The 19,937-nt window shown below is 54.0% G+C and carries 16 protein-coding genes; 4 read left to right on the forward strand and 12 right to left on the reverse strand.

Translation table 11 applies throughout. The annotated features are described in order from the left end of the window. Nucleotides 1-424: 424 nt before the first annotated feature. The 3 genes from DP091_RS29035 to DP091_RS29045 form a co-directional block, all read right to left on the reverse strand. Complete coding sequence (locus DP091_RS29035) at nucleotides 425-1,201, reverse strand: DODA-type extradiol aromatic ring-opening family dioxygenase (RefSeq protein WP_113061521.1); 777 nt, start codon at nucleotides 1,199-1,201, stop codon at nucleotides 425-427. 77 nt (nucleotides 1,202-1,278) lie between these two features. Beyond that, on the reverse strand, nucleotides 1,279-2,106 hold the full coding sequence (locus DP091_RS29040) for an alpha/beta hydrolase (protein ID WP_113061522.1): 828 nt from the start codon (nucleotides 2,104-2,106) through the stop codon (nucleotides 1,279-1,281). Between the two features lie 173 nt (nucleotides 2,107-2,279). Beyond that, nucleotides 2,280-2,534 (reverse strand): hypothetical protein, encoded by a 255-nt coding sequence (locus tag DP091_RS29045; protein ID WP_113061523.1) that lies wholly within the window; start codon nucleotides 2,532-2,534, stop codon nucleotides 2,280-2,282. A gap of 285 nt (nucleotides 2,535-2,819) precedes the next feature. Here DP091_RS29045 and DP091_RS29050 point away from each other — a divergent pair, with 285 nt between their 5' ends. From DP091_RS29050 to DP091_RS29060, 3 genes are all read left to right on the forward strand, one after another. Further along, nucleotides 2,820-3,155, forward strand: a complete 336-nt coding sequence (locus DP091_RS29050; RefSeq protein WP_009592352.1) for a PadR family transcriptional regulator — start codon at nucleotides 2,820-2,822, stop codon at nucleotides 3,153-3,155. Nucleotides 3,156-3,157: 2 nt separating this feature from the next. Next, nucleotides 3,158-3,820 carry a DUF1129 family protein gene (locus DP091_RS29055; protein WP_113061524.1) on the forward strand — a complete coding sequence of 221 codons (663 nt, stop codon included), beginning with the start codon at nucleotides 3,158-3,160 and terminating at the stop codon, nucleotides 3,818-3,820. A 126-nt stretch (nucleotides 3,821-3,946) separates the two neighbouring features. Then, nucleotides 3,947-4,885 (forward strand): hypothetical protein, encoded by a 939-nt coding sequence (locus tag DP091_RS29060; RefSeq protein WP_113061525.1) that lies wholly within the window; start codon nucleotides 3,947-3,949, stop codon nucleotides 4,883-4,885. A 143-nt stretch (nucleotides 4,886-5,028) separates the two neighbouring features. On the opposite strand, the gene ilvA is transcribed toward DP091_RS29060, so the two are convergent. Beyond that, the gene (gene ilvA, locus DP091_RS29065) at nucleotides 5,029-6,297 is read right to left on the reverse strand and encodes a threonine ammonia-lyase IlvA (protein WP_071221525.1); all 1,269 of its coding nucleotides are present in this window, start codon (nucleotides 6,295-6,297) and stop codon (nucleotides 5,029-5,031) included. A gap of 147 nt (nucleotides 6,298-6,444) precedes the next feature. Continuing rightward, the gene (locus tag DP091_RS29070; RefSeq protein WP_113061526.1) at nucleotides 6,445-7,347 is read right to left on the reverse strand and encodes a LysR family transcriptional regulator; all 903 of its coding nucleotides are present in this window, start codon (nucleotides 7,345-7,347) and stop codon (nucleotides 6,445-6,447) included. 149 nt (nucleotides 7,348-7,496) lie between these two features. Here DP091_RS29070 and DP091_RS29075 point away from each other — a divergent pair, with 149 nt between their 5' ends. Further along, complete coding sequence (locus DP091_RS29075; RefSeq protein WP_113061527.1) at nucleotides 7,497-8,588, forward strand: oxidoreductase; 1,092 nt, start codon at nucleotides 7,497-7,499, stop codon at nucleotides 8,586-8,588. Nucleotides 8,589-8,666: 78 nt separating this feature from the next. On the opposite strand, the gene DP091_RS29080 is transcribed toward DP091_RS29075, so the two are convergent. From DP091_RS29080 to DP091_RS29110, 7 genes are all read right to left on the reverse strand, one after another. After that, nucleotides 8,667-10,544 carry a DUF2264 domain-containing protein gene (locus DP091_RS29080; RefSeq protein ID WP_113061528.1) on the reverse strand — a complete coding sequence of 626 codons (1,878 nt, stop codon included), beginning with the start codon at nucleotides 10,542-10,544 and terminating at the stop codon, nucleotides 8,667-8,669. Nucleotides 10,545-10,804: 260 nt separating this feature from the next. Then, on the reverse strand, nucleotides 10,805-11,941 hold the full coding sequence (locus DP091_RS29085; RefSeq protein ID WP_113061529.1) for a glycoside hydrolase family 88 protein: 1,137 nt from the start codon (nucleotides 11,939-11,941) through the stop codon (nucleotides 10,805-10,807). A gap of 16 nt (nucleotides 11,942-11,957) precedes the next feature. Then, nucleotides 11,958-13,988, reverse strand: coding sequence for a heparinase II/III family protein (locus DP091_RS29090; protein ID WP_113061530.1), 2,031 nt, complete (start codon nucleotides 13,986-13,988; stop codon nucleotides 11,958-11,960). Nucleotides 13,989-14,045: 57 nt separating this feature from the next. After that, nucleotides 14,046-15,665 (reverse strand): response regulator transcription factor, encoded by a 1,620-nt coding sequence (locus tag DP091_RS29095; RefSeq protein WP_113061531.1) that lies wholly within the window; start codon nucleotides 15,663-15,665, stop codon nucleotides 14,046-14,048. Further along, entirely contained in the window at nucleotides 15,658-17,469 is a 1,812-nt protein-coding gene (locus DP091_RS29100) for a cache domain-containing sensor histidine kinase (protein WP_113061532.1), read from the reverse strand. The genes DP091_RS29095 and DP091_RS29100 overlap by 8 nt, the downstream gene beginning before the upstream one ends. A gap of 98 nt (nucleotides 17,470-17,567) precedes the next feature. After that, the gene (locus tag DP091_RS29105) at nucleotides 17,568-18,941 is read right to left on the reverse strand and encodes an ABC transporter substrate-binding protein (protein ID WP_113061533.1); all 1,374 of its coding nucleotides are present in this window, start codon (nucleotides 18,939-18,941) and stop codon (nucleotides 17,568-17,570) included. Nucleotides 18,942-19,097: 156 nt separating this feature from the next. Next, the gene (locus tag DP091_RS29110; RefSeq protein WP_113061534.1) at nucleotides 19,098-19,937 is read right to left on the reverse strand and encodes a carbohydrate ABC transporter permease; all 840 of its coding nucleotides are present in this window, start codon (nucleotides 19,935-19,937) and stop codon (nucleotides 19,098-19,100) included.

Raw genomic sequence — 19,937 nt, forward strand, 5'->3', positions numbered from 1 at the left:
AAATAAGGTCCTCATTTTGCCGATTATCTGCAACTTAACGGAACGTGTGTCCGATAGTCCCACTAAAAGCGAGCGTATTGCCAAAATAGCGGATCTGAGGTCCGTTACTGCTGGGCCGTCGGACTAACCGAGTGCACTGATCCGCTACTTAACGGATCGTGTGTCCGATAGTCCCACTAAAAGCGAGCGTATTGCGAAAATAACGGATCTGAGGTCCGTTACTGCCGGGCAGACGGACTGACCAGTCCGATACTACCCGGCCGGCCGACGGACTGACTAAGTACACTGGTTATTCAATAACGCCCCCCACTATTTTCTGCTTTTTCCCACAAAATTTCTGCCCCGACTCACTGCCAGCTGAATCCCACACACTATCCCCCAAACACAACAAAAGCCGAGCTTGTAAACCAAGCCCGGCATCTCATTATTCGAATGACCAGCAGTTCAGACTCAAACTGCCATATTGGTAAGATTGAAACAATCGCTTTGCCTTGCGGCCGTTGTCGGCAGCACCCATTGCGTAGAACAAAGGGACAAAATGCTCCCGTCCATAGGAAGGGACAGCATCGCTGGCATGAGGCGCTTTTTTGTCAAACGCAAACAGATGATTCAGATTCCATTCCGTCAGCTGCTCCGCGATCCATTCATCGAATGCAGCCGCCCATTCATCAGGCTCATCACTTTCATGCACCATCCGCAGATTGTGCACCAAACCGCCGCTCCCGATAATCAGGATACCTTCTTCACGCAAATCAGACAGCATCGTACCGATGGAATATTGTTCATGTGGCGAGCGCTTGGAGTCCACGGACAAGGCCACCACGGGAATATTCGCATTGGGGTACATTTTGCGCAGAATGACCCATACCCCATGGTCCAGACCACGGCCGGTCACGGCCTTGGCATGCAGATTGTTAGCCTCAAAACGCTGACGAATCTGAGCTGCCAGCTCTGCGCTGCCTGGGGCAGGATATGTGATCTTGTACATTTCCTCCGGAAATCCGTAAAAATCATGCATCGTGCCATGCTCGGCGTCTTCAGTAAGCCGCTGATCCGGATCGTCCCAGTGGGCAGAAAATACAGCTATGCCCCTAGGCGTAGGCAGCTCCCGCCCCAACTGCTCAAGGAAGCGGGTGTACTCGTTGTCCTCCAGGGCCATCATCGGCGAACCATGGGCAATAAATAAAGCAGGTAACGTCATCGATGCCACCTCCAGCTTCAAAATCAAGGGACAACTCTATTGTACCGTTAAATCGCCCATTATGCCAAATAACTCCCTTAAATCATCCAGTGCTGCCATTCCTGCTGAATGTTCTCCTGCTCGTTCAACCAATCCCGTGTACGCTGAAGCAGCTGCTCGCGCTGTGGTCCGGCAGAGTACGTGTGATCGGCCTGGAAGATAATCTCCTTATCGCAGCGGCCTTCCTGGCGCATCCAGAACACTTTTTGGTACAAAAATGCGTAGTCCACCGGAATGACTTCATCCGAGGTACCATGTATCACCAGCACATTGCCCGTAAACTTGATGGCTTCCTGGAAAGGCTGACCCTGTGCCAGCGATTCGAAAAAGACCGGGGTAAACGAGTATCCCAAATAATCGGCGGATCCCGACTTGACAGAGGTGTCGTATACATCGCGACCGGTGATTTTGACGATATCGTTGAACGGATATCCTACTGCAGACCACAGGATCAGATTCTTCACCCGCCGATCCCGAACGGCGGTTTGCAGGGCGACAGCGCCACCCAAGCTATGTCCGATGAGTGTGATGCGCGTCGGATCGACATCGGTGCAGCTGAGTCCATAATCAAGGACGGAACGCGTCTGGGCAATCATCGAGTCGAGACCCTCGCTGCCATAATTGCCCGAACTCTCCCCGCATCCGATATAGTCGAACCGGATCACCATGTACCCGTCTTCGGCAAACGCACGTGCCGTTTTGACAAACAGCCGGTCCACGCCGATCCGGCTTCCAACGAAGCCGTGGCAGATAATGACCAGCGGGATCCGATTGCACCGGCCGCCTTGGGCCGCTTCCTTCAACGGGTAATGGATGGTTGCCGTAAGTTCCTCTTGATTATGCCGGATTGTAATTTGCCGCTCCATGCCGATTCCTCCTTGCGATAACACGCCGTAATCATAATATAAATAATTCCGATAAGTTTAATATGAATTAATTAAACTTATCTTAGCATCGTGATTATGGATTGTCAACGCATGGCATTTTTCTTCGCGCCCGAATTAATTGTTCCTTCCAGCTTTTCACTGAACCCTCAGCGTTACTCGTAGCTCTGGCGAAACATCGCATGGGTCTCTTCGCGCCCGCTCCAATCATTCATCCAGGTCTTCCCGACGGGGTCGTTCTCCCATAAGCTTGATGCGGACAGATCTGTTTCATCATCCTCGGAGGCGTATCCCCCTTCAGGCTGGCCAAATATCCCATCCGCTGTACTGCTGCCTGCAACAACCTTTTGCCCATTGGCCGGCACCGCGTCTCCCCCATGCAATTCATCGTCAAAAAAGTTAGCACTCACCTGAGAACTCCTCCTTTTTACCCCTAAAGTGATCAGGGTGTCGTCTATAGATTCAGAATGCTTATTATTGTGAAATAGGAACGGCGGAATTATACCTAGTTCACGAATACGACACGGAATTTATCAAGCTACCTTGCATTGCAAGTATGTTGTTAGTATGATATATTGCATAACAAGGTAGTCAACAGTTTGTCATTCGCCATTTGTCATTTCAATTGGCAGCCTAACCTCCATACGACCAACTACCTTGCATAGCAATATACTTGAAGGAGGATAATCCTATTCATGACCACCCAAAGTCAGATGCTAAAAGGCATTCTCGAAGGCTGCATTCTCTCGCTCATGGAGCATCGGGAGGTATACGGTTATGAGCTTAGCACGCTGCTGGAAGACAGCGGGCTAACGTTTGTGAGCGAAGGCAGCATTTATCCCCTGCTGCTTCGCATGCAGAAAGAGCAGTTAATCGAAGGGACACTTCGGCCTGCGCCCGGTGCCGGGGGGCCCCCACGCAAATACTACAATTTGACCGATAAAGGCCGACAGGTTCTACAACAATTCAAGGAGCATTGGGGAACGCTTAAAGATAGTGTGGACCACATTCTAACCCGCGGAGGACAGTGAACATGAATACCAAACAGATGATTAAAGAGAACAATCGACTCCAGGATGCCATGAAACCAAACAACCTGAGCTATTACCAGGACATGGTGGTCTATATCCGCAGCAGCTCGGTGCAGGAGCAAAAAGGCGAGGAGCTGCTGCTCGAAATCGCCCAGCACCTGCTGGACGCCCAAGCCAAAGGCAAAAGCGCCGAGGACGTATTCGGAAGCGATCCCGAAGCCTACTGCAAAGAGCTGGTAGAACAGCTGCCAAAAATGAAGGGCCTCAGCAGTCTCCAATATCATCTCATGATCCCGTGGATTGCTTTAACCTGGTTTTTCTTCGTCCAAGCGCTGGTCGGGTTCATCACGATGTGGGCCGGGGGGCCGGTTGAACGCATGACGCAGGTCCGTATTTCTACCCTGATTCTGATAGCAGGCGGTTCCTATGTGCTGATCCACGCATTGTTAAGATCGATGAAGAGCGATACCTTCAAGCCGGAGGTGGACAAACGCAAGATTAATGTCCGCAATATGGGGATTTATGTCGCCATCACCGTATTGATTCTGGTTGCCGGCGTGTGGCTGGGGCGGCTGCTGCCGGTTCTGACGATAGCGCCATGGATCAGTCTCGTCATATTCCTGGTCGGAATCGCCGGGACGAAGCTTCTTTTTTCGAGCAAATAATACAAACTCGTCATCCATTCGCGGCTTGCGCATAACAAAATCTTTAATATTTTTTCGTACATTGTAAACTAATGTTCTATAGAAGATGATAGGATAAGGGTAATGTGTGGTAAGGGAGGAATATATATGTCAAAATCCAAAAAATCCGCGATGGCTGCCATCCTTGCACTTATTCTAACGATCCAGACCGGCGTCATCGCTAACGCAGCACCTGCATCCGTATCCCAAGCTGGTTCAACCGCAGTTTCAAGCAAAGCTACCGCCTTCGGCAATGCGGTGTACAACAAAGCCAGTAAACTTCTGAAGGAAACTGACGTGGCTTATGCCAAGGCTTACATCACCAAGCATATCCGCAGCGTCACCCCGTATCAGGCGACCATGCTGGTGCTCAAACTGGAGAATGCGATGAATGATGCACTCCCGGCAAAAACCGATAAGGTGTATGAAATCGGCATTCAGGATAAGCTGATGAACCTGTACAAATTCGGGGAGCCGATTAACACGACCATTAACAAAGCCAAGGACGACACGCTTCGGAAGGTGCTCATCAACCTGAGGGATAGCGGCTACAGACTGTATACGACCGAAGGCGTCATCTTCCCGATTATCGACTATACGACACTGAAACCATACAAGCCTTACATCAATAAGGATCTTCAAGCCTACATCGACATCATGATTGTGGAGTCCAAGAAGCCTGCGGTCAGTGATGCCGCCTTGGTCATCCCTTGGTCCGAGGTCATTGAACGTGGACTCGCGCAGGAGGCTTTTATCACGACTTATCCTAAATCAAACCGGACCGCTGACGTGAAGCTGAAGCTTCGTTTTACGGAGCTGAGCTTATTCTACGGTTATAACAATACACCGCTATTCAAGTACGAGGACAATCTACTTGATCCGGAAGTGCGGCAAGCCTTCGATAGCGTGCTCAAGGACAGCGACGCCGTCTCCAAAAGCGCTCTCCTGAAAAAGCTGAAGTCCTGGTCTGAAGTGCTTGAGAGCAACAAGGACAAGTTGACCCAGGAAGTGGAGCAGTATCGTGCGAAGGCGGTTCCGCTCGACTAGACGAATGAACCACAAACCATTCCCCAACGTTAAACAAGATCGATAACCTAATGAATAGCTATCAAAAAAGCCGGATTCCCGTTTGTAGGAGAATCCGGCTTTTATACGTGGTCTGTGCCTATTTATCGTGCCCTGTGTGCCTCTTAAATCAGCAGATTGAACAGGTTCATGTTCTTGTTCAGCTCTGTATAATCCAGACCCTTGCGCTGCATCCGCTCTACCAGCGGACCGTAATCCTCGGGCCTTAACAGCTCGATGCCCACCAGGGCAGGCCCGTCTTCCTTGTTATGCTTCTTCGTATATTCAAAGCGTGCGATATCGTCGTCGGGACCCAGCACTTCTTCCAGAAACTCACGGAGTGCTCCCGCACGCTGCGGGAAGTTGATCATGAAGTAATGCTTCAGCCCTTCATAAATCAAGGAACGCTCCTTGATTTCCTGCATCCGGTCGATATCGTTATTGCCGCCGCTGATGATGCATACGACCGTTTTTCCGCGTATCCGGTCCCGGTTCATATCCAGCGCCGCCACGGCCAGCGACCCCGCAGGCTCTACAACGATCGCATTTTCGTTATACAGCTCCAGGATGGTGGTGCAGGCTTTGCCTTCCGGTACCGTCACGATGTCATCGACAAGCTCACAGCAGATATCGTAGGTCAGCTGCCCGACACGCTTAACGGCTGCGCCATCCACGAATTTGTCGATCTCGTGCATGGTGACCACCTCACCCTGCTTCTTGGCCTCGATCATGGACGCTGCGCCGAGCGGTTCAACGCCAATGACTTGCGTCGTTGGGCTGACGGTTTTTACATATGTTGCCACGCCTGCGGCAAGACCGCCGCCGCCAATGGTGACAAACATATAATCAGCCGGAGCGTCCAGCTCCTCCATGACTTCCATCCCGATCGTGCCATTACCCGCGATGATCTTCGCTTCATCGAACGGGTGAATAAAGGTCATGCCATACTCATCACATGCCTTGATCGCTTCAGCATAAGCATCGTCGAAGGTATCGCCTGTCAAAATGACCTCGACACTGCCCCCGCCAAAACGCTTCACCTGCTTCACCTTTTGATTCGGGGTTGTACTCGGCATATAAATCTTGCCTCTAATATTCAGCGCATTACAGGAGAAAGCCACCCCTTGCGCATGGTTTCCCGCACTCGCGCACACGATCCCGTTACCACGTTCCTCGTCTGACAAGCTGCGAATCATATTGTAAGCGCCGCGGATCTTGAAGGAGCGAACCACCTGCAAGTCCTCGCGCTTCAAATACACTTCGCAGTCATACTTGGCTGACAGCACAGCGTCGCGCTGCAGTGGCGTCCGCACGATCACTTCACGAAGCACGTGGTGTGCGCGTACGATGTCCTCCATGCTGACTGCCCGTTTTGCCGTATACGTCTCTTCCATTCTCTCGATCACACTCCCACTTCGCTGCCAGGTAAACGTTGATCCTTCCGCTACCCTCATTTACGTATTTCTATCATTGTATCACTTTTCATGAAAATATCCCGCCCTTTTCTGGCAAGCTTTCGGAAACGGGAGATGTTTTCAAGATCAGGAGGCCTGAATTCCAGTCGAATTCAGACCGCCCGCTTCTCTGACGCATTCCGCGAAAGCGGCAAACGCCTTGCTGCGGAATGATTCATTGCGACGGAGCAGCCGGGTCGTGGCGCTGCGATACTCTTCCGGTACGGGGTAGGCCGTTAATCCTGGATCGGACCAAGGAATCGCCGATGCCGGCAGAAGCGCGCAGCCCAGTTTGGCCCGTACGCAGCCGAGCATCGTCTCCAATGTGCCGATTTCGATCATGTTCGCTGCGGCGATCCCTTCGCTGCTAAGCCACTCTTCGTTAGACTTCCGGAACGGACATCCCTTGGGAAATACGATCCAAGAAGCACCCGTTAGTTCGAATGCCTTGAATGCCCCCTCTTCTTCGGATTCCTCCGACGAAGCAAGCAGCGACACCTCCTCCCGGATTTCCAGTTCGCTCACAAGCAGCGACATATCATAATCACCGGTAATGAACGCACCGTCCAATCTACGGCTGAGCATGCCTTCATGATGCTGTGGAGATGTTCCGCTAACGAGAGATAGCGCGACCTCCGGATAGGTTCGTTGAAAGTGGGACAAGGCCTGGATGAAGGACGGCGATGTCGCCATCGTCTCCACGACGCCGATCACAAGCGGACCGCTTGGATAGGGCGGCTCTTTGACGGCGGCAAGGGCTTCCTCAGCCATATCTAGAATCTCCTTGGCATATCGATAGAGAACGAGCCCCCTCTCCGTGGGCGAAACTCCTCTGGGATGCCTATCGAACAAAGGAAGACCCAGCTCGGATTCCAGCTTGCGTATGCGCGCCGTCACGTTGGATTGCACATACCCCATCTTCTCGGCTGCACCTGATACGCTGCCTTCCTCCACAATGATGACGATCATCCTCAGATCCGTTAAGTCCATTCAGCTCACCTTCTTGGTATCATTTTTATTGATACATATATTAATTTCTATCATTTTACAGTATAGACCATGCGAAATACAATCAGATCATACCCACTAACCAGCGTCGGTCGCCATAAGACTGATCAACCAATGAGGAGGACAAAACCATGCATTCATATCCCAACCTGCTAACCGAAGCTTCATTAGGATCTTTGAAACTGTCCAATCGGGCCGTACTCTCGCCCATGACTAGAACGAGCGCGGAGCCAAATGGCTTGGCAAACGACCGAATGGTCCGATACTATCAGAGATTCGCAAAGGGCGGGTTCGGTCTGATCATTACGGAAGGCCTTTATCCGGATGACGTTCAGAGCCAAAGCTATCTCAACCAGCCCGGCATGGCGAATGACCAGCAGGCCGCGTCCTGGAAGCCTGTCATCGAAGCTGTTCATCGGGAGGGAAGTAAAATCATTGCGCAGCTGATGCACGCCGGGGCCCTGGTTCAGCATGAGCGATTCGTCCCGGTAGCGCCTTCTGCGGTGAAGCCGGTGGGCGCCATGCTTGAGGATCATGGAGGAAGCGGAGAATTCGCCACCCCTCGGGAGTTAACTCAGGCTCAGATTAAACAAACGATCCAGGATTTTGCGCAAGCGGCACTCCGCGCCAAGGCTGCTGGATTCGACGGGGTTGAAATCCATGCGGCAAACGGCTATCTGCTCGATCAATTCATAACCGATTACACCAACCACAGAACGGATGAATACGGCGGGGCCACGGAGAATCGGATTCGAATTGTCGTTGAGGTGTTGGAAGCCATTCGGGCAGCCGTTGGCCCGGATTATACCGTTGGCGTGCGGATTTCCCAGGGCAAGGTGAACGATTTTCATCATAAGTGGGCTCAGGGAGTTGAGGAGGCTAAAACAATATTCGAACAATTGAGCGGGGCCTCACCATCTTACATTCACACGACGGAGTACAAAGCTTACGCCCCCGCTTTCGCTGAAGGCGAGACCACCTTAGCCGAGCTTGCCGCAACATACGGCGGCGTTCCCGTCATCGCGAACGGCAAACTCGGCGAGCCGGCTGTCGCAGAACGAATCTTGGCTTCTGGCCATGCGCATTTCGTTGCGATCGGCACCAGCGCCTTGGTCAACCCGGATTGGGTGAATAAAGCTCGGACAGGGACAGAGCTCCGACCCTTTAATCACCAATTTTTGCAGCCCATCGCCACGATCAGGGAGGATGAGGTGCTTATATGAAGCGCACGAAAGCCGGGGTTATCAATCCCCCGGCTTTTGTGGTTTAGATTTATATGAAGGCGAATGACGGCATGCCCTTCAGTTCATCGGAATCACGATGACCTTCCCCGTCTGTGTCGTTATTTTAATCTCACGATGGCCAATCTCTACACCCAGACCCTTTGTTACGGCTTCCATGGAAGCCTCTTCGACGACGTGAGGACCTGGATCGCCGTGCACAGCCGATATGAGCCAATACGTTCCGGGTTCGAGCGCCGCCATCAATGTAGGAATGACGGTGCGGGGACGCAGGAGATTGGTATTGGCATGGGGATAGATGAGCTCTGCTGTATCGTAACCGAGCATGCCATAGATAGCGCTCGTGCCGAAGGTGCTGGAAGCCGATGCTGCCCCTTCTCCCGCCATGGAGCTGTTTAGCGATCCCAAGCCTAAAGCAAACCCGCCTTCTGCGGCATCAAGCATTCTTCCCGTGCTGATCCGATGGATGCGAATATGCCAAGGGAGCCCCGCAGCTATCCAGGTCCGTACCTCCACGTCTCTCCACGGCTTCCATCGTGCATACAGCACATGCTCCTGAATCCATGTTTCCTCGCATAAGCGCTTGACCCGGAACAGCCGATCACCTTCGCTAAGCGCCAGCATGGAATCGTAAGCCCCCTGGGCCAGTCCCCATTCCGCCCTCGGTACGCTGAATGCAAAGGCGGTTGAGTAAACAAACTTCTCGTACTTGGCGGAAGTATGCGTATGCTCGTTCGTAGACGGATGGCCCGTATTGAACGCGGCCACATGGCCGGTCTGCTGATCCCGGCAAAACACCAGATGCGCTTGCTCCTGCACCGAAATTTCTCCCGTCTCCGGCAGTTCCTGCTCCTCGGCCGTCCAGAACGGATGCTCGTCCGGCAAAGCCAGGATCAGGAACGTCTTCAGCGACCAGTACACGGAGCCGGCCGCGTTATAATTCTCCGACATGATCCGGTTTGGGTACGCGTAGCCGATCGTCAACACGCCTTCCCGGTCGAATATGGGCTGCTGAAACCACCATCTGAGATTTCTCAGGATCAGCCCTTTTAGCTCACCCGGACGAAACCCTTCCAGCCCGGCATAGGCCGCAGCCGACCAGAACGCCGACTGGGCAAAGCGGTACGTCAAGCTGCGCCCATAAGGAACGGCCGCCCCGTCGGGGGCGAACCAGTGGAAGAAATCGCGGGCAAACAACGCTGCCCGCTCCCTGTAGCGTCCGGTGCGTTCCGGATCCTCCTCTCCCATCAGCTGCGCATAGATCAGGCCGTAGAAATGAAAGGCATACGGCACGTAATAATCGCTGTGCCCCCCGATTCCGTCACTGTACCAGCCTGCATCCAGATAGAATTCCTCAATGCGCTGGAGATTGTTCTCCAGCTGCTCAGCATCGTACGGCAAGCCTGCTTTGAGGAAGCCAACGTTGACAAATACATGGAAAAATAGCCAATTGCAATCATGACAAGGGTGATCATTGATCTGATCGAGCCACTGGTAGAGGTTGGCCCTCTCCTTCTCGTTCAGCGGCTGCCAGATTCGCTCCGGAATGAGGGCGAAGGCCAATCCGAATACCGCCATCTCCACCAGCCGTTGATCATAATCATTCACCTTTCCCCAATACTCCGCATGCGTCGGATCCGTCCCTGAACGTATCCCTTGGAGAGACAGCTCCCACAGATCCCCATGGGATCCGCCGGCAACGGCGGGTACGAGTCCCCACATGACTCGCGAGAAACCCTCCATCTCCGCAATATCGGCATAGGCGTCGGCTCCCGATCGTTCGAGGATTAATCGGGCTCGCCCCTCGCTGTACCATTTATTCAGAGGCTCGAGCAGTTGGGTGAGTGCTTCCTGCACATCGTCTCTTGTCCGTAGCGGATTCCGGGCAACCGGATGGGTCAAGCCACCATCAAGATTCCCCGTTGCCTGTATGCTCATCTTCCATTCTCACTCCATTTCCGGAATGCTTCTCTTATTCATTTCCTGTATTTCTACATCTCTTATCCTCTTACTCGCATGTACTTTTTTTATGAACCTACTTCTCTTATTCTCTTCCTGAGAATCCACCTCACTATACACTTCCTCGTGCTTCTATTTCTCTAACCCTCTTTCTGTGTCTCTACTCTTCCTCTGCTGTTTCTTGTTCCTGTTTCTGCTTGTTCCTGTCCTTGTACCTGATTCGTCCGCTTCAATCTCCGTCATTCCCAGTAAAACGGCCCCTTCCCTCTCAGCCGCGCCACGCCTTCCACAAAGAAAAAGTCGCCATAAATTAAGGGCACGTCGATATTCCGTCCTTCCGGATAATGACTGGTCCCATGAAGAATCAAGCCTTCCTCCCCATCGTTGTCCCATGTACCGTAATTCCGGTACAGTGATTCCAAAATCCGGACCGCGGATTCCCGGTATACGGCTGCCTGTCCCTGATCCAACTTGTCGGCCAGAAGCAGCAGCCCGCTGGCGGCGCAGGCTCCGGCGGACGAATCCCGATAGATGCGGGCTTCATCCGGCGCGCGGAAGTCCCAGTACGGCACATGGTCTTCCGGAAGGTTCGCCAGGAAGAAATGCGCCACCGTTTTGGCGGTGTCGAGGTATATCGACTTGCCTGTATGATGGTAGGCAAGCGTTAAGCCGTAGATCGCCCACGCCGTCCCCCTGGACCAGGCGGATTCGGGCGCAAAGCCCTGCCCGCCGATTCCTTCCACACGTTCACCGGTAGCCGGATCGTATCGAACGATATGATATACGGAACCGTCCGGCCGGACGAAGTCCCGGACCACCGTGTCCATATGGGCTTCGGCAATATGCCGGTAGCGGGGATCGCCACTGATCTCGGAGGCCAAAAACAACAAAGGCGTATTCATGGCGCAATCGATGATGGCTAGTCCGGCGTTATCCTCCCCTTCCGACCATGGATTCCAGGCTCGAATGTATTGGCCCTTCAGGTTGAAGCGTGCAGCCAGGTAGTTAGCCGCCTTGAGCGCGCGTACCTTGGACTCTTCGCTGCCGGTCAGCTTGTAGGATGCCATACTCGTTAACGTCCACATGAAGCCGAGATCGTGATCCAATCGTACATATTGGTTCAGCACGTCATCCAGAATGAGCTCGCACTGCTCGGCGGTCGTTCTAAACTCCGCCCGGCCGCTGTCGTTGTACAGAAGCCACAGCATCCCAGGCCAGAAGCCGGCCGTCCACCAATGCGGCGGCTCCAGCTGGTAGACTCCATTCTGGCTGGCATGCGGAAACCCCGCCCCAATCCGCGTTACGTTTCGCCGCGTTTTCGCAAGCGACTTCTCCCAGGCCTCCGTCAACCATTCCAAAGCGATCTCTGTTTTCATTCCTCTCCACTCCTGTTCATATGAATTGAAATCTGAAATCGATATTCGTATGCAAGCCGGGGGCTCTCACTTTAAAATCCACGGCATACCAAGATGCTTCCTTCCCAAAGTGGTCACGGAAGACATGGCCTGTCAGCTCAGGCTCTACCAGATCGTTGTCATAGTAGATCAACAGGCCGGGCCTGTTTTCCCGGGAAAAGGCAGACTCCGGAATAGAATCCTTAGCCTTGAGTTGCTCTCGGTTTTCTCCTCGGTGCTGAGCCGTTTCCTCCCGATCACCATCTAGAACCTGAGCCGGCTGCCCACCGGTCCCTTCTTCTGCTGCTGTCAGCCCCGCCGTCTTTTCCAAGACCTCAACGGCTTCCGGTCCCTCTGTCTCTACTCGGTCATCAGCTGCCGCTCCCCGTAACGCAACAGCCCAGCGGCCATCCATCAGCACCAGCTCGGGCTGTATCCTGGTGACGATCCGCTCCACCAGACTCTCCGGGAGTGAATCGAACGTAAACCGGTCGCTCAGCGTCAGCTCTGGCCGATTCCCCTCCTTGTTCCATTCCAGCGTCCTTGTGAATGCCCGAAGCGCCGGAACCCGGTAGGCCGAGGCCAGCTCAAGCGCAAGCCGATCCACGGCTTCGCCCGCCACCGCTTCCAATACAACCGCGGCGCTATCCGAACCCTCTTGCTGGTAATGGCCGTCGATGATCGGCACGGAGTGGCCTTGGGAGCCGTTGCAATCATAGCCGTACCGTCCTTCGCCGAAATACTCGGCCGTGTACTCGCCGCAGCCGAGGTCCGAGCACCATACTTCCCCGGCGCCGTACAGGATAAAATGCCCCAGATCATTATGGTTGTGCGGCTCGCCGTTGCTGCCGCCCTTGGCGGCAAACGCGTACACTTCGTCTCCATGGGAGCTGCGTGAGATCAGCCACTGGGCATCAGGCAAATAATAACTCGCCTCTCCCCAATCGCTTCCCTCCAGCAAGGGGGTTCGCCAGATCAGGTTACGCAAGGCCGGAGCCCAGCGGCTGCAATGGTCGTCGCGGTAAGCCGACCGGAGAGACTGCGGCGGAGACTCAAAGTCTGCGTACAATGCGGCCAGATAATGAGACAAGCCGATATGCACCTTGCTTTCCGGCTGCGAATCGGAGAAGTTGACGACGGCCTTGCCTCCCAAAAAGCCCTTTTGCTGAAACAAGGCGATGCGGCCTGCCTTCTCTGCACGGAACCAGTCCATCTCGCCTCGGGTGCGCTTGCGCAGCAAATCGGCATAATACACGAAATACCCGAACCCGTAATTCCAGTATCCCAGCCCTTCCAGACAAGCTCCATCGGGGCCAAAGCCCTGCAGATAATAATCCATGCACCGCTCCGTCTTCAGCAGAATCTTCGCAAGAGATTCCCCGCTTTCCATAAGCAGCAGCGCGGCAGAGCCGATGGAACCGGCACAGACGGCAGACCAATTATGCGTCGCGGTCTCCCAGCCGTGCTCATGACTTAGGAAAGGGGTGAACAACCGCGCTTCAACCTCCTCCTCGATTCTTGAGATCAGCAGCGAAGGCAGATGGTCCCGCAGCAGCATGCGGATTTCGCTGAGGGTAAACCCGGTCTCGGCGCTGAACAGATCAATCGTCCCTTTGATGCCGCCCGGCGATTCCGCATTCAGGTGCGCCGGTAAACACCAGGTATACTCATCGCAGATGGACCAGACCATCTCCTGGAGAGCCGTCCGGTACGCTTCGTTATCAGGCTCGAGAAGGACCAGCAGGGCAAACGTATTCAACCGGAGCCTTCGCTCGAAATAGACCCTCTCATAGTCCAGCCTCGTTCCATGCCGGGCAAACCGGGTGAATAAGTCATAGGTCAGCGGCGGATTCGGGAAAGATAGCAGCCGTTCCCCTTCCTCGCGAATCTCGGATATGTCCTGCTCGTAATCCCCGCTTCGCTGAATGCCTTCCCAGAACGCCCTCTGGTCCCCGCCTTGGTAATACATTCGCAAATCGGCGGGAGTCATCCCGTTCACAATCGTTGTCAGCTCCTGCATCCTGTTCATCGGACTAAGACCCCTCCCCAATTCGACGCCCGTTCAGACGCCCGTTTCATCTCCCGTTCAACCGTTCCGGAACTCTACAGGGGTCACCCCCGCATAAGCCTTGAATGTCTTGCTGAAATAACTCACATTGTCGTAAGCCAGACTTTCGCAGATTTCCCCGACCGTGCGGTCCGTCTGCCGGAGCAGCTCCTTGGCTCGCTCCATCTTCATCCGGGTGACGTATTCGATGAAGGTGACACCCGTTTCTTTCTTGAACATGCGGCTGAAATAGCTCGGATTCAGGTGCAGACAGCCCGCAACTTCATCCAGCGTGATCCTCTGGTCAAGCCGAAGGGACACGTATTTGCAGGCCTCCGTCACTTCCGATCTTCTGCTGCCCCCGAATCCCCGATCCATGGCCTGCATGGTGGATTCCAAATAATCGTGAAGCCAGGATTTCAGCTCGTTCAAGGAATCCATGTCCATGATCTCTTTGTGCAGCGCATCCGCTGTATAAGCGGGTGACAGCGAATGCAGGAGATGAAGCCTCAGCTTCAGATCCAGCAGAAGCTTCAACACCCAGTCCTTGACCGATTCCGGTGCGTACCGCTTGCCTTGAATCCATGAGATCCACCGATCGACCGTATCGCGCGCTCCGGAGCCCTCCTTGCCGAGCAGCGATTCCCGCAGCTCCGAGCTGGCCCGGTCATAATAAACGAAGAGATCGGGATCTCCATGCAGACTGTTCTGTTCAAGCGCTCCGTTCAGTTTCGATATCTCCTGCGGCTCCAGATAGAAACGTTGCTGCCGGCAGGCCAGCAGTTCATTGAGCCCTGCCTTTAAGCCCTCCGGCTCCGCGCACCCCCGGCCGATCAGGAACGACATGCGGATTCGCAGCACGCGATCGAGCGTCCGCTGCACCTCCTTCAAGCAGGCGGCGGCATCATCGTAAACGTTGCTGCCCAAGCCGGGTCGATACGAGAACAGGAGCAGCGAAGACTTTGCATCGTATATGACATGGACCGCACTCGGATTCAGCTGCTCCAGCACCTCCCGCAGCACGTTGCCCAGGGCAAAATGCAGCGTCTGGTTGGAGGCGAAGCGGTGCTTGATATCCCGGACATCCTCCAGATGCCCGACCACGGGAAGGCAGTGGAAACCCGGCTTCAATATCCCGTACTCCGACAGCTCATGCCGCCATTTTTCGGGTGACAGCAGGGGCTGGTGTATGAAATTTTTAAGGCTCTGCTCCTTCCGCAGCTCCTTGGATTCGTCCACCAGATGGATCATCCGCGACCGTTCCCAGCCCTTCTGGGCCTCCTCGTCCATTGCCTGCTTGAAGCGCCTCAGCAGCTGTGCCAGCTCCTCGGGGTCGAGCGTATCCTTCAGCAGATAATCCTGCACGTTCAGGCGCATGGCCTGCTGGGCATATTGGAATTCGTTATGGCAGGACAGAATGGCGATCCGCACATCGGCCTTCACTTCTTTGATGCGTGCGGACAGCTCGAGCCCGTTCATTTTGGGCATGCCGATATCCGTAATCAGGATGTCCGGAGGCGAAGACTTCGCATCCTCCCAGGCACTCATGCCGTTCTCATAACTTCCCATCAGATTCAAACCCAGCTCATTCCACGAGATGGCCTCCGACAACAGCTCGATGACGGGATAATCATCATCCACCAGCATCACGTTATACATCCGTTTTCCCTCTTTCCGGTATAAACATCTCGATCACCGTTCCCTGGCCAGGCTCGCTGTAAACGTGACATTGAAAAGCCTCGCCGAACACCATGCTCATCCGTTCCATCACATTTTGAAGACCAATATGGGAGAAGCTGCCTCCGCTTGCCTCTTCCTGCTTCGAGGACCCGGCGGAGCCGCCTTGGATTCTGCGGGCAATCGACTCCCTGATGGCTTCATCCATGCCGATGCCGTCGTCCTTCACCGCCAGCACGAGGTGCCTGCCCTTCATGACGGCTGCAATCCGGATCATCCCTGCCTGCTGGTTGAGCCCATGGATTAACGCATTCTCCACGACCGGCTGCAGAAAAAAGCGCGGCACCTTAAAGAGGAAAGCCTCCGGAGCGATATCCAGCTCCAGCCTGACCTCCTCCTTCTGCCGGAGGTTCATCAGGGCCACATAATGCGAAATCAGGTCGATTTCTTCGTGAAGCGCAATCTCGTCCTCCTCGCGGCTGATCGTCATGCGGAGCAGCACGGACAGGGAGCCGATCATCTTGGCGCTTTCGGGATCGCCCCGTTTCATGACCTTCATCCGGATGGAATTCAGGACATTGAACAGAAAATGGGGATGGATCTGGGCTTGGAGCATTCGGAGCTCCGCTTTTCGTTTTCTCGCCTGGTTCTCGGATATTTCCGAAATCATGGCTTTGAACCGGTCCAGCATGTCGTCGAATAAATGACCGAGCCGACCAACCTCATCATTGCCATGAACATTCGACCTTACTTCCAAGTTTCCGCGCTGCACGGCGGTTGCCACTTTGCCGAGCTTGACTAACGGCTTCGTAAACGCGCGGACAAGGGCAATGAGCAGCAGCAGAAAGATCAGAAAGAAGCACATCTGAAACCAGAACACCCGGTTAAAAATCGAGTTGATATTGACGATCGCATCCTTGTACGGCTGCATCAGCACCAATCTCCATCCGGCAAACGGAATGTCCTGGTGTACCATCAGCTGTTTCTCCCCCTTCATCGGTACGATCGAATACGGCTTCTCTTGGTCCAACTCATCAAGATAAGCAAAGGTCGTTCCGATCTGGTTCTGATGACTGCCGGAAACGATCGTTCCCTTGGCATCCAGCAGCACCATATCGTTGCCTTCCGAAAGGGAGTTGAAGATCCCGCTGATCTGATCCTCCATGAACGTCACGATCACGTAGCCGTAAATCTCGGAATCCGGCAGCCGGAGGGTGCGCACCACCGATAGCTGTGTCGGATGATCGATCTGGTCGGGGAGGAACATCGTGGCCTCCGGTCCTGTCCACAGAGACTCCAAGCCTTGCAGCTCCGAAATCCGGCTGAACCAAGGCCGCTGTCTGTAATCGAGCGGATTGTAATCGCTTACGGAATAATTCATGTAATAGGAGCCGTTCTCTAGTATGACGGTCACATAACTTTTCTCGCCGACGACCGTCAAGCTGTCCAGATGCTCCAGTACCCGGTTGGAGTCCATGAATCTGCGGTAAGGGTCCGGGTCTTCGTTGCCGGAGACCACCTGCTTGAAGTAAGAATTCAACCCGGAATTCATCTGAATATAGTTGGCAATATTGATTTTGCTTAAGAGCAGATTCGTCACCGATCCGCGGACCAGCTGAAGGGCATCGCTTGCGTTGGATACCGCCTGCTGCCTCAAGGCTTCCTTCGTTAACGAATTGTACAGAATCAAGCTGACGATGGCGGGTACGACGATGCAGATGATGGCAGCTAATATCAGCTTATGCCTGATGGAGCTCGGGATCAGGCTCTTGAGTCGTGCGGGCATAGGATCCACCTCGGGTATGGCGTGACGGGAATGATGTACGCGAATTCAAAAAAAGGGACGAAGAATTCCGTCCCGATTTTTTTGTCTATTATACCAGATCATTTTTTGTTGGATTCTATAATTTTGTTCACTCGCTCCTGCGAGTTCGCAACGGTCTGGTCGATATCCTGATTGCCCAGTATCAGCTTCTCGTATTCCTCGTTCACCGCCTCGTACACTTCCGCCTGATAAGGTGCCGGAGGCACGATAGCTGAGGCCTTCGAAGCGACCAAGGTGTCCACAAGCGATTTCTTGTCTACCTTCTCCGGACTCTTCGTGGCCGACAGAATGGTGTCGATGATCTCTTCCACCTGCTCGGTTTTCACCTGCTGCCAGGCCGGAATGTTCTTGCCCTGCACGATTTGCCCTTCCGTTGTGTACCAGCGGACGAATTTATAAGCTTCTTCCTTATGCTTGGACTTGGCCGCCACCGCCACGTAATCCGTGGTGACCGGCGTAAGCCCCGTCGGATCGCCTTTCTCGTTTTTCGGGAATGGGGCTACGGCGACATTGAAGTCCAGCGGCACTTTGTCCGTTCCGCCGATCTCCGTGTTCATCCAGCTGCCAATCGTGATCATGCTCGCGGATTGATTGAAGAATTGCGTCCGGTAATTCAGCTTCTGGGAGATCATGTCCGTGTACGGCACCGAGGATTGGTCCTCCTTCTCCATCCGCACGCGCAGCTCCAGCGTCTTCCTGAAGGTCGGGTTATCCAGATTGGAAGAGCCGTCGGCCTTCAAATAATCGGTATCTTGGGGCTGATTCGCCATCATCAGCTTCAGAAACTCCAGCCATCCGCCTCCTTGCGGGCCATGGAAGTATGTCCCGTAGCGCTTAGACGCTCCTTCGCCTTGGGTCAATTTTTTGGCATAATCCGCATATTCGTCCCAGGTCCAGTCCGTCGGAACCGGCAGTCCCGCTTCCTCCAAATGATCCTTGTTCAGCAGCACATACCACGGGTTGAACTTGCCCGGCAGCGCATAGACCTTGCCGTCGAGGCGGGTATCTACTTTATAATCCGTTTCCACGCTGTAGCCGTCCTTCGCAATGAAGTCATCCAGCGGCTCGGCCATGCCGAGCGCCACCCGCTGGGCGTAACCGGCCGGATCGCTGAACATCAGAATGTCCATCTGGGCCGAGGAAGCCGCCTCCAGGTCGAGCTTCTTGAACGCCTCCTGCGTATCCCCCTTCTCGCTGAGCTGGACCAGCTCAATGCTCACGCCCGGCGTTGCCTCTTCATAGGCCTGGATCGTTTTCTTCCAATTGTAAGCTTCCTCCGTGCCATAGGTGTACAGCCTCAGATTGGTTTTGCCCCCGCCTTGTTCGGAACCCTCTTGGGCCTCATTCCCCTTCGCTCCGCCCCCGCAGCCGGACAGCAGGCCGATCACCATTGCAGCCGTGAGAACGCCCGACCACCATTTCTTGTTCATCATTGTCTATAACCCTCCCCATTGATATCAATATCGGTATGTAAAGTCGTGACGATTCTAGCTGTAACTATCCCCATTATATAGAGCGCTTACATCTTAACCATAAAACAATCTTTACTGATGTTGGAACTATTTTTACCCCATTCATTCCCGGGGCTCTTAACCCTTGACCCCGCCCAGCGCGATGCCCTCGATGACACTCTTCTGGCCGATGATAAAAACGATCAGCAGCGGGAAGATCGCCGACACGGCAGCCGCCATGATCAGGGAATAGAATTCTCCGCTCAAGGACGTGAATTTCTGCATCGCCAGCGGAATCGTGAACAGCCGGTCCGTCCGCAGGAAGATGAGCGGATTCTGATAATCGTTCCACGTCCAGATGAACCGCAGGATCGCATACGTGGCAACAGCGGGCTTCACCAGCGGCAGTGCAATCGACCAGAAGATTCGCGGATGGTTCGCGCCGTCGATTTTGGCGGATTCGATGAATTCCTGATGCACGCCCATGAAGAATTGCCTGAGCATAAACGTTCCGAGCACGCTGAAGCTTCCCAGCATAATGAGGCCGAAATGGTTATCGAACAGCCCGATGTTGCGGTACAGAATAAACTGCGGGATCAGGATGGCCTGGCCGGGAATCATATAGGTCACTAGCACGATGATGAACAGCCAATTGCCGGCGGCAAAGCGGATTTTGGAGAAGCCGTAGGCCGCCAGGGCGGATACCATGGCCGAGATGATCGTGGTCAGTATACTGACCTTGATCGAGTTCCAGTAATAGAGATAGAAGGGATAATCGCCGAACCATACCTCCTTGTAATTCTCGATGGCGTTCCACTCCCGCGGAATCCACTGGATCGGATATACGAATACGTCTTTCTCCACCTTAAAGGATGTAACCAGCATCCATATAAAAGGAAGAAGAAACAGAATGCTCACCGCAAACATCGCGATCGTGACGATGAGCTTGCGCCAGTCGACGCCGACTCTTGTCCCCAT

The organism is Paenibacillus sp. MDMC362, assembly GCF_003269305.1.
In the GTDB taxonomy this organism is placed as follows: Bacteria; Bacillota; Bacilli; order Paenibacillales; family Paenibacillaceae; genus Paenibacillus_AQ.

Excerpts from the sequence above, each read along its gene's own strand:
- DP091_RS29035 (WP_113061521.1), bottom strand. The coding sequence starts at position 1,201 with ATGACGTTACCTGCTTTATTTATTGCCCATGGTTCGCCGATGATGGCC.
- DP091_RS29040 (WP_113061522.1), bottom strand. The coding sequence starts at position 2,106 with ATGGAGCGGCAAATTACAATCCGGCATAATCAAGAGGAACTTACGGCA.
- DP091_RS29050 (WP_009592352.1), top strand. The coding sequence starts at position 2,820 with ATGACCACCCAAAGTCAGATGCTAAAAGGCATTCTCGAAGGCTGCATT.
- DP091_RS29055 (WP_113061524.1), top strand. The coding sequence starts at position 3,158 with ATGAATACCAAACAGATGATTAAAGAGAACAATCGACTCCAGGATGCC.
- DP091_RS29060 (WP_113061525.1), top strand. The coding sequence starts at position 3,947 with ATGTCAAAATCCAAAAAATCCGCGATGGCTGCCATCCTTGCACTTATT.
- ilvA (WP_071221525.1), bottom strand. The coding sequence starts at position 6,297 with ATGGAAGAGACGTATACGGCAAAACGGGCAGTCAGCATGGAGGACATC.
- DP091_RS29070 (WP_113061526.1), bottom strand. The coding sequence starts at position 7,347 with ATGGACTTAACGGATCTGAGGATGATCGTCATCATTGTGGAGGAAGGC.
- DP091_RS29075 (WP_113061527.1), top strand. The coding sequence starts at position 7,497 with ATGCATTCATATCCCAACCTGCTAACCGAAGCTTCATTAGGATCTTTG.
- DP091_RS29080 (WP_113061528.1), bottom strand. The coding sequence starts at position 10,544 with ATGAGCATACAGGCAACGGGGAATCTTGATGGTGGCTTGACCCATCCG.
- DP091_RS29085 (WP_113061529.1), bottom strand. The coding sequence starts at position 11,941 with ATGAAAACAGAGATCGCTTTGGAATGGTTGACGGAGGCCTGGGAGAAG.
- DP091_RS29090 (WP_113061530.1), bottom strand. The coding sequence starts at position 13,988 with ATGAACAGGATGCAGGAGCTGACAACGATTGTGAACGGGATGACTCCC.
- DP091_RS29095 (WP_113061531.1), bottom strand. The coding sequence starts at position 15,665 with ATGTATAACGTGATGCTGGTGGATGATGATTATCCCGTCATCGAGCTG.
- DP091_RS29100 (WP_113061532.1), bottom strand. The coding sequence starts at position 17,469 with ATGCCCGCACGACTCAAGAGCCTGATCCCGAGCTCCATCAGGCATAAG.
- DP091_RS29105 (WP_113061533.1), bottom strand. The coding sequence starts at position 18,941 with ATGATGAACAAGAAATGGTGGTCGGGCGTTCTCACGGCTGCAATGGTG.
- DP091_RS29110 (WP_113061534.1), bottom strand. The coding sequence starts at position 19,937 with ATGGGGACAAGAGTCGGCGTCGACTGGCGCAAGCTCATCGTCACGATC.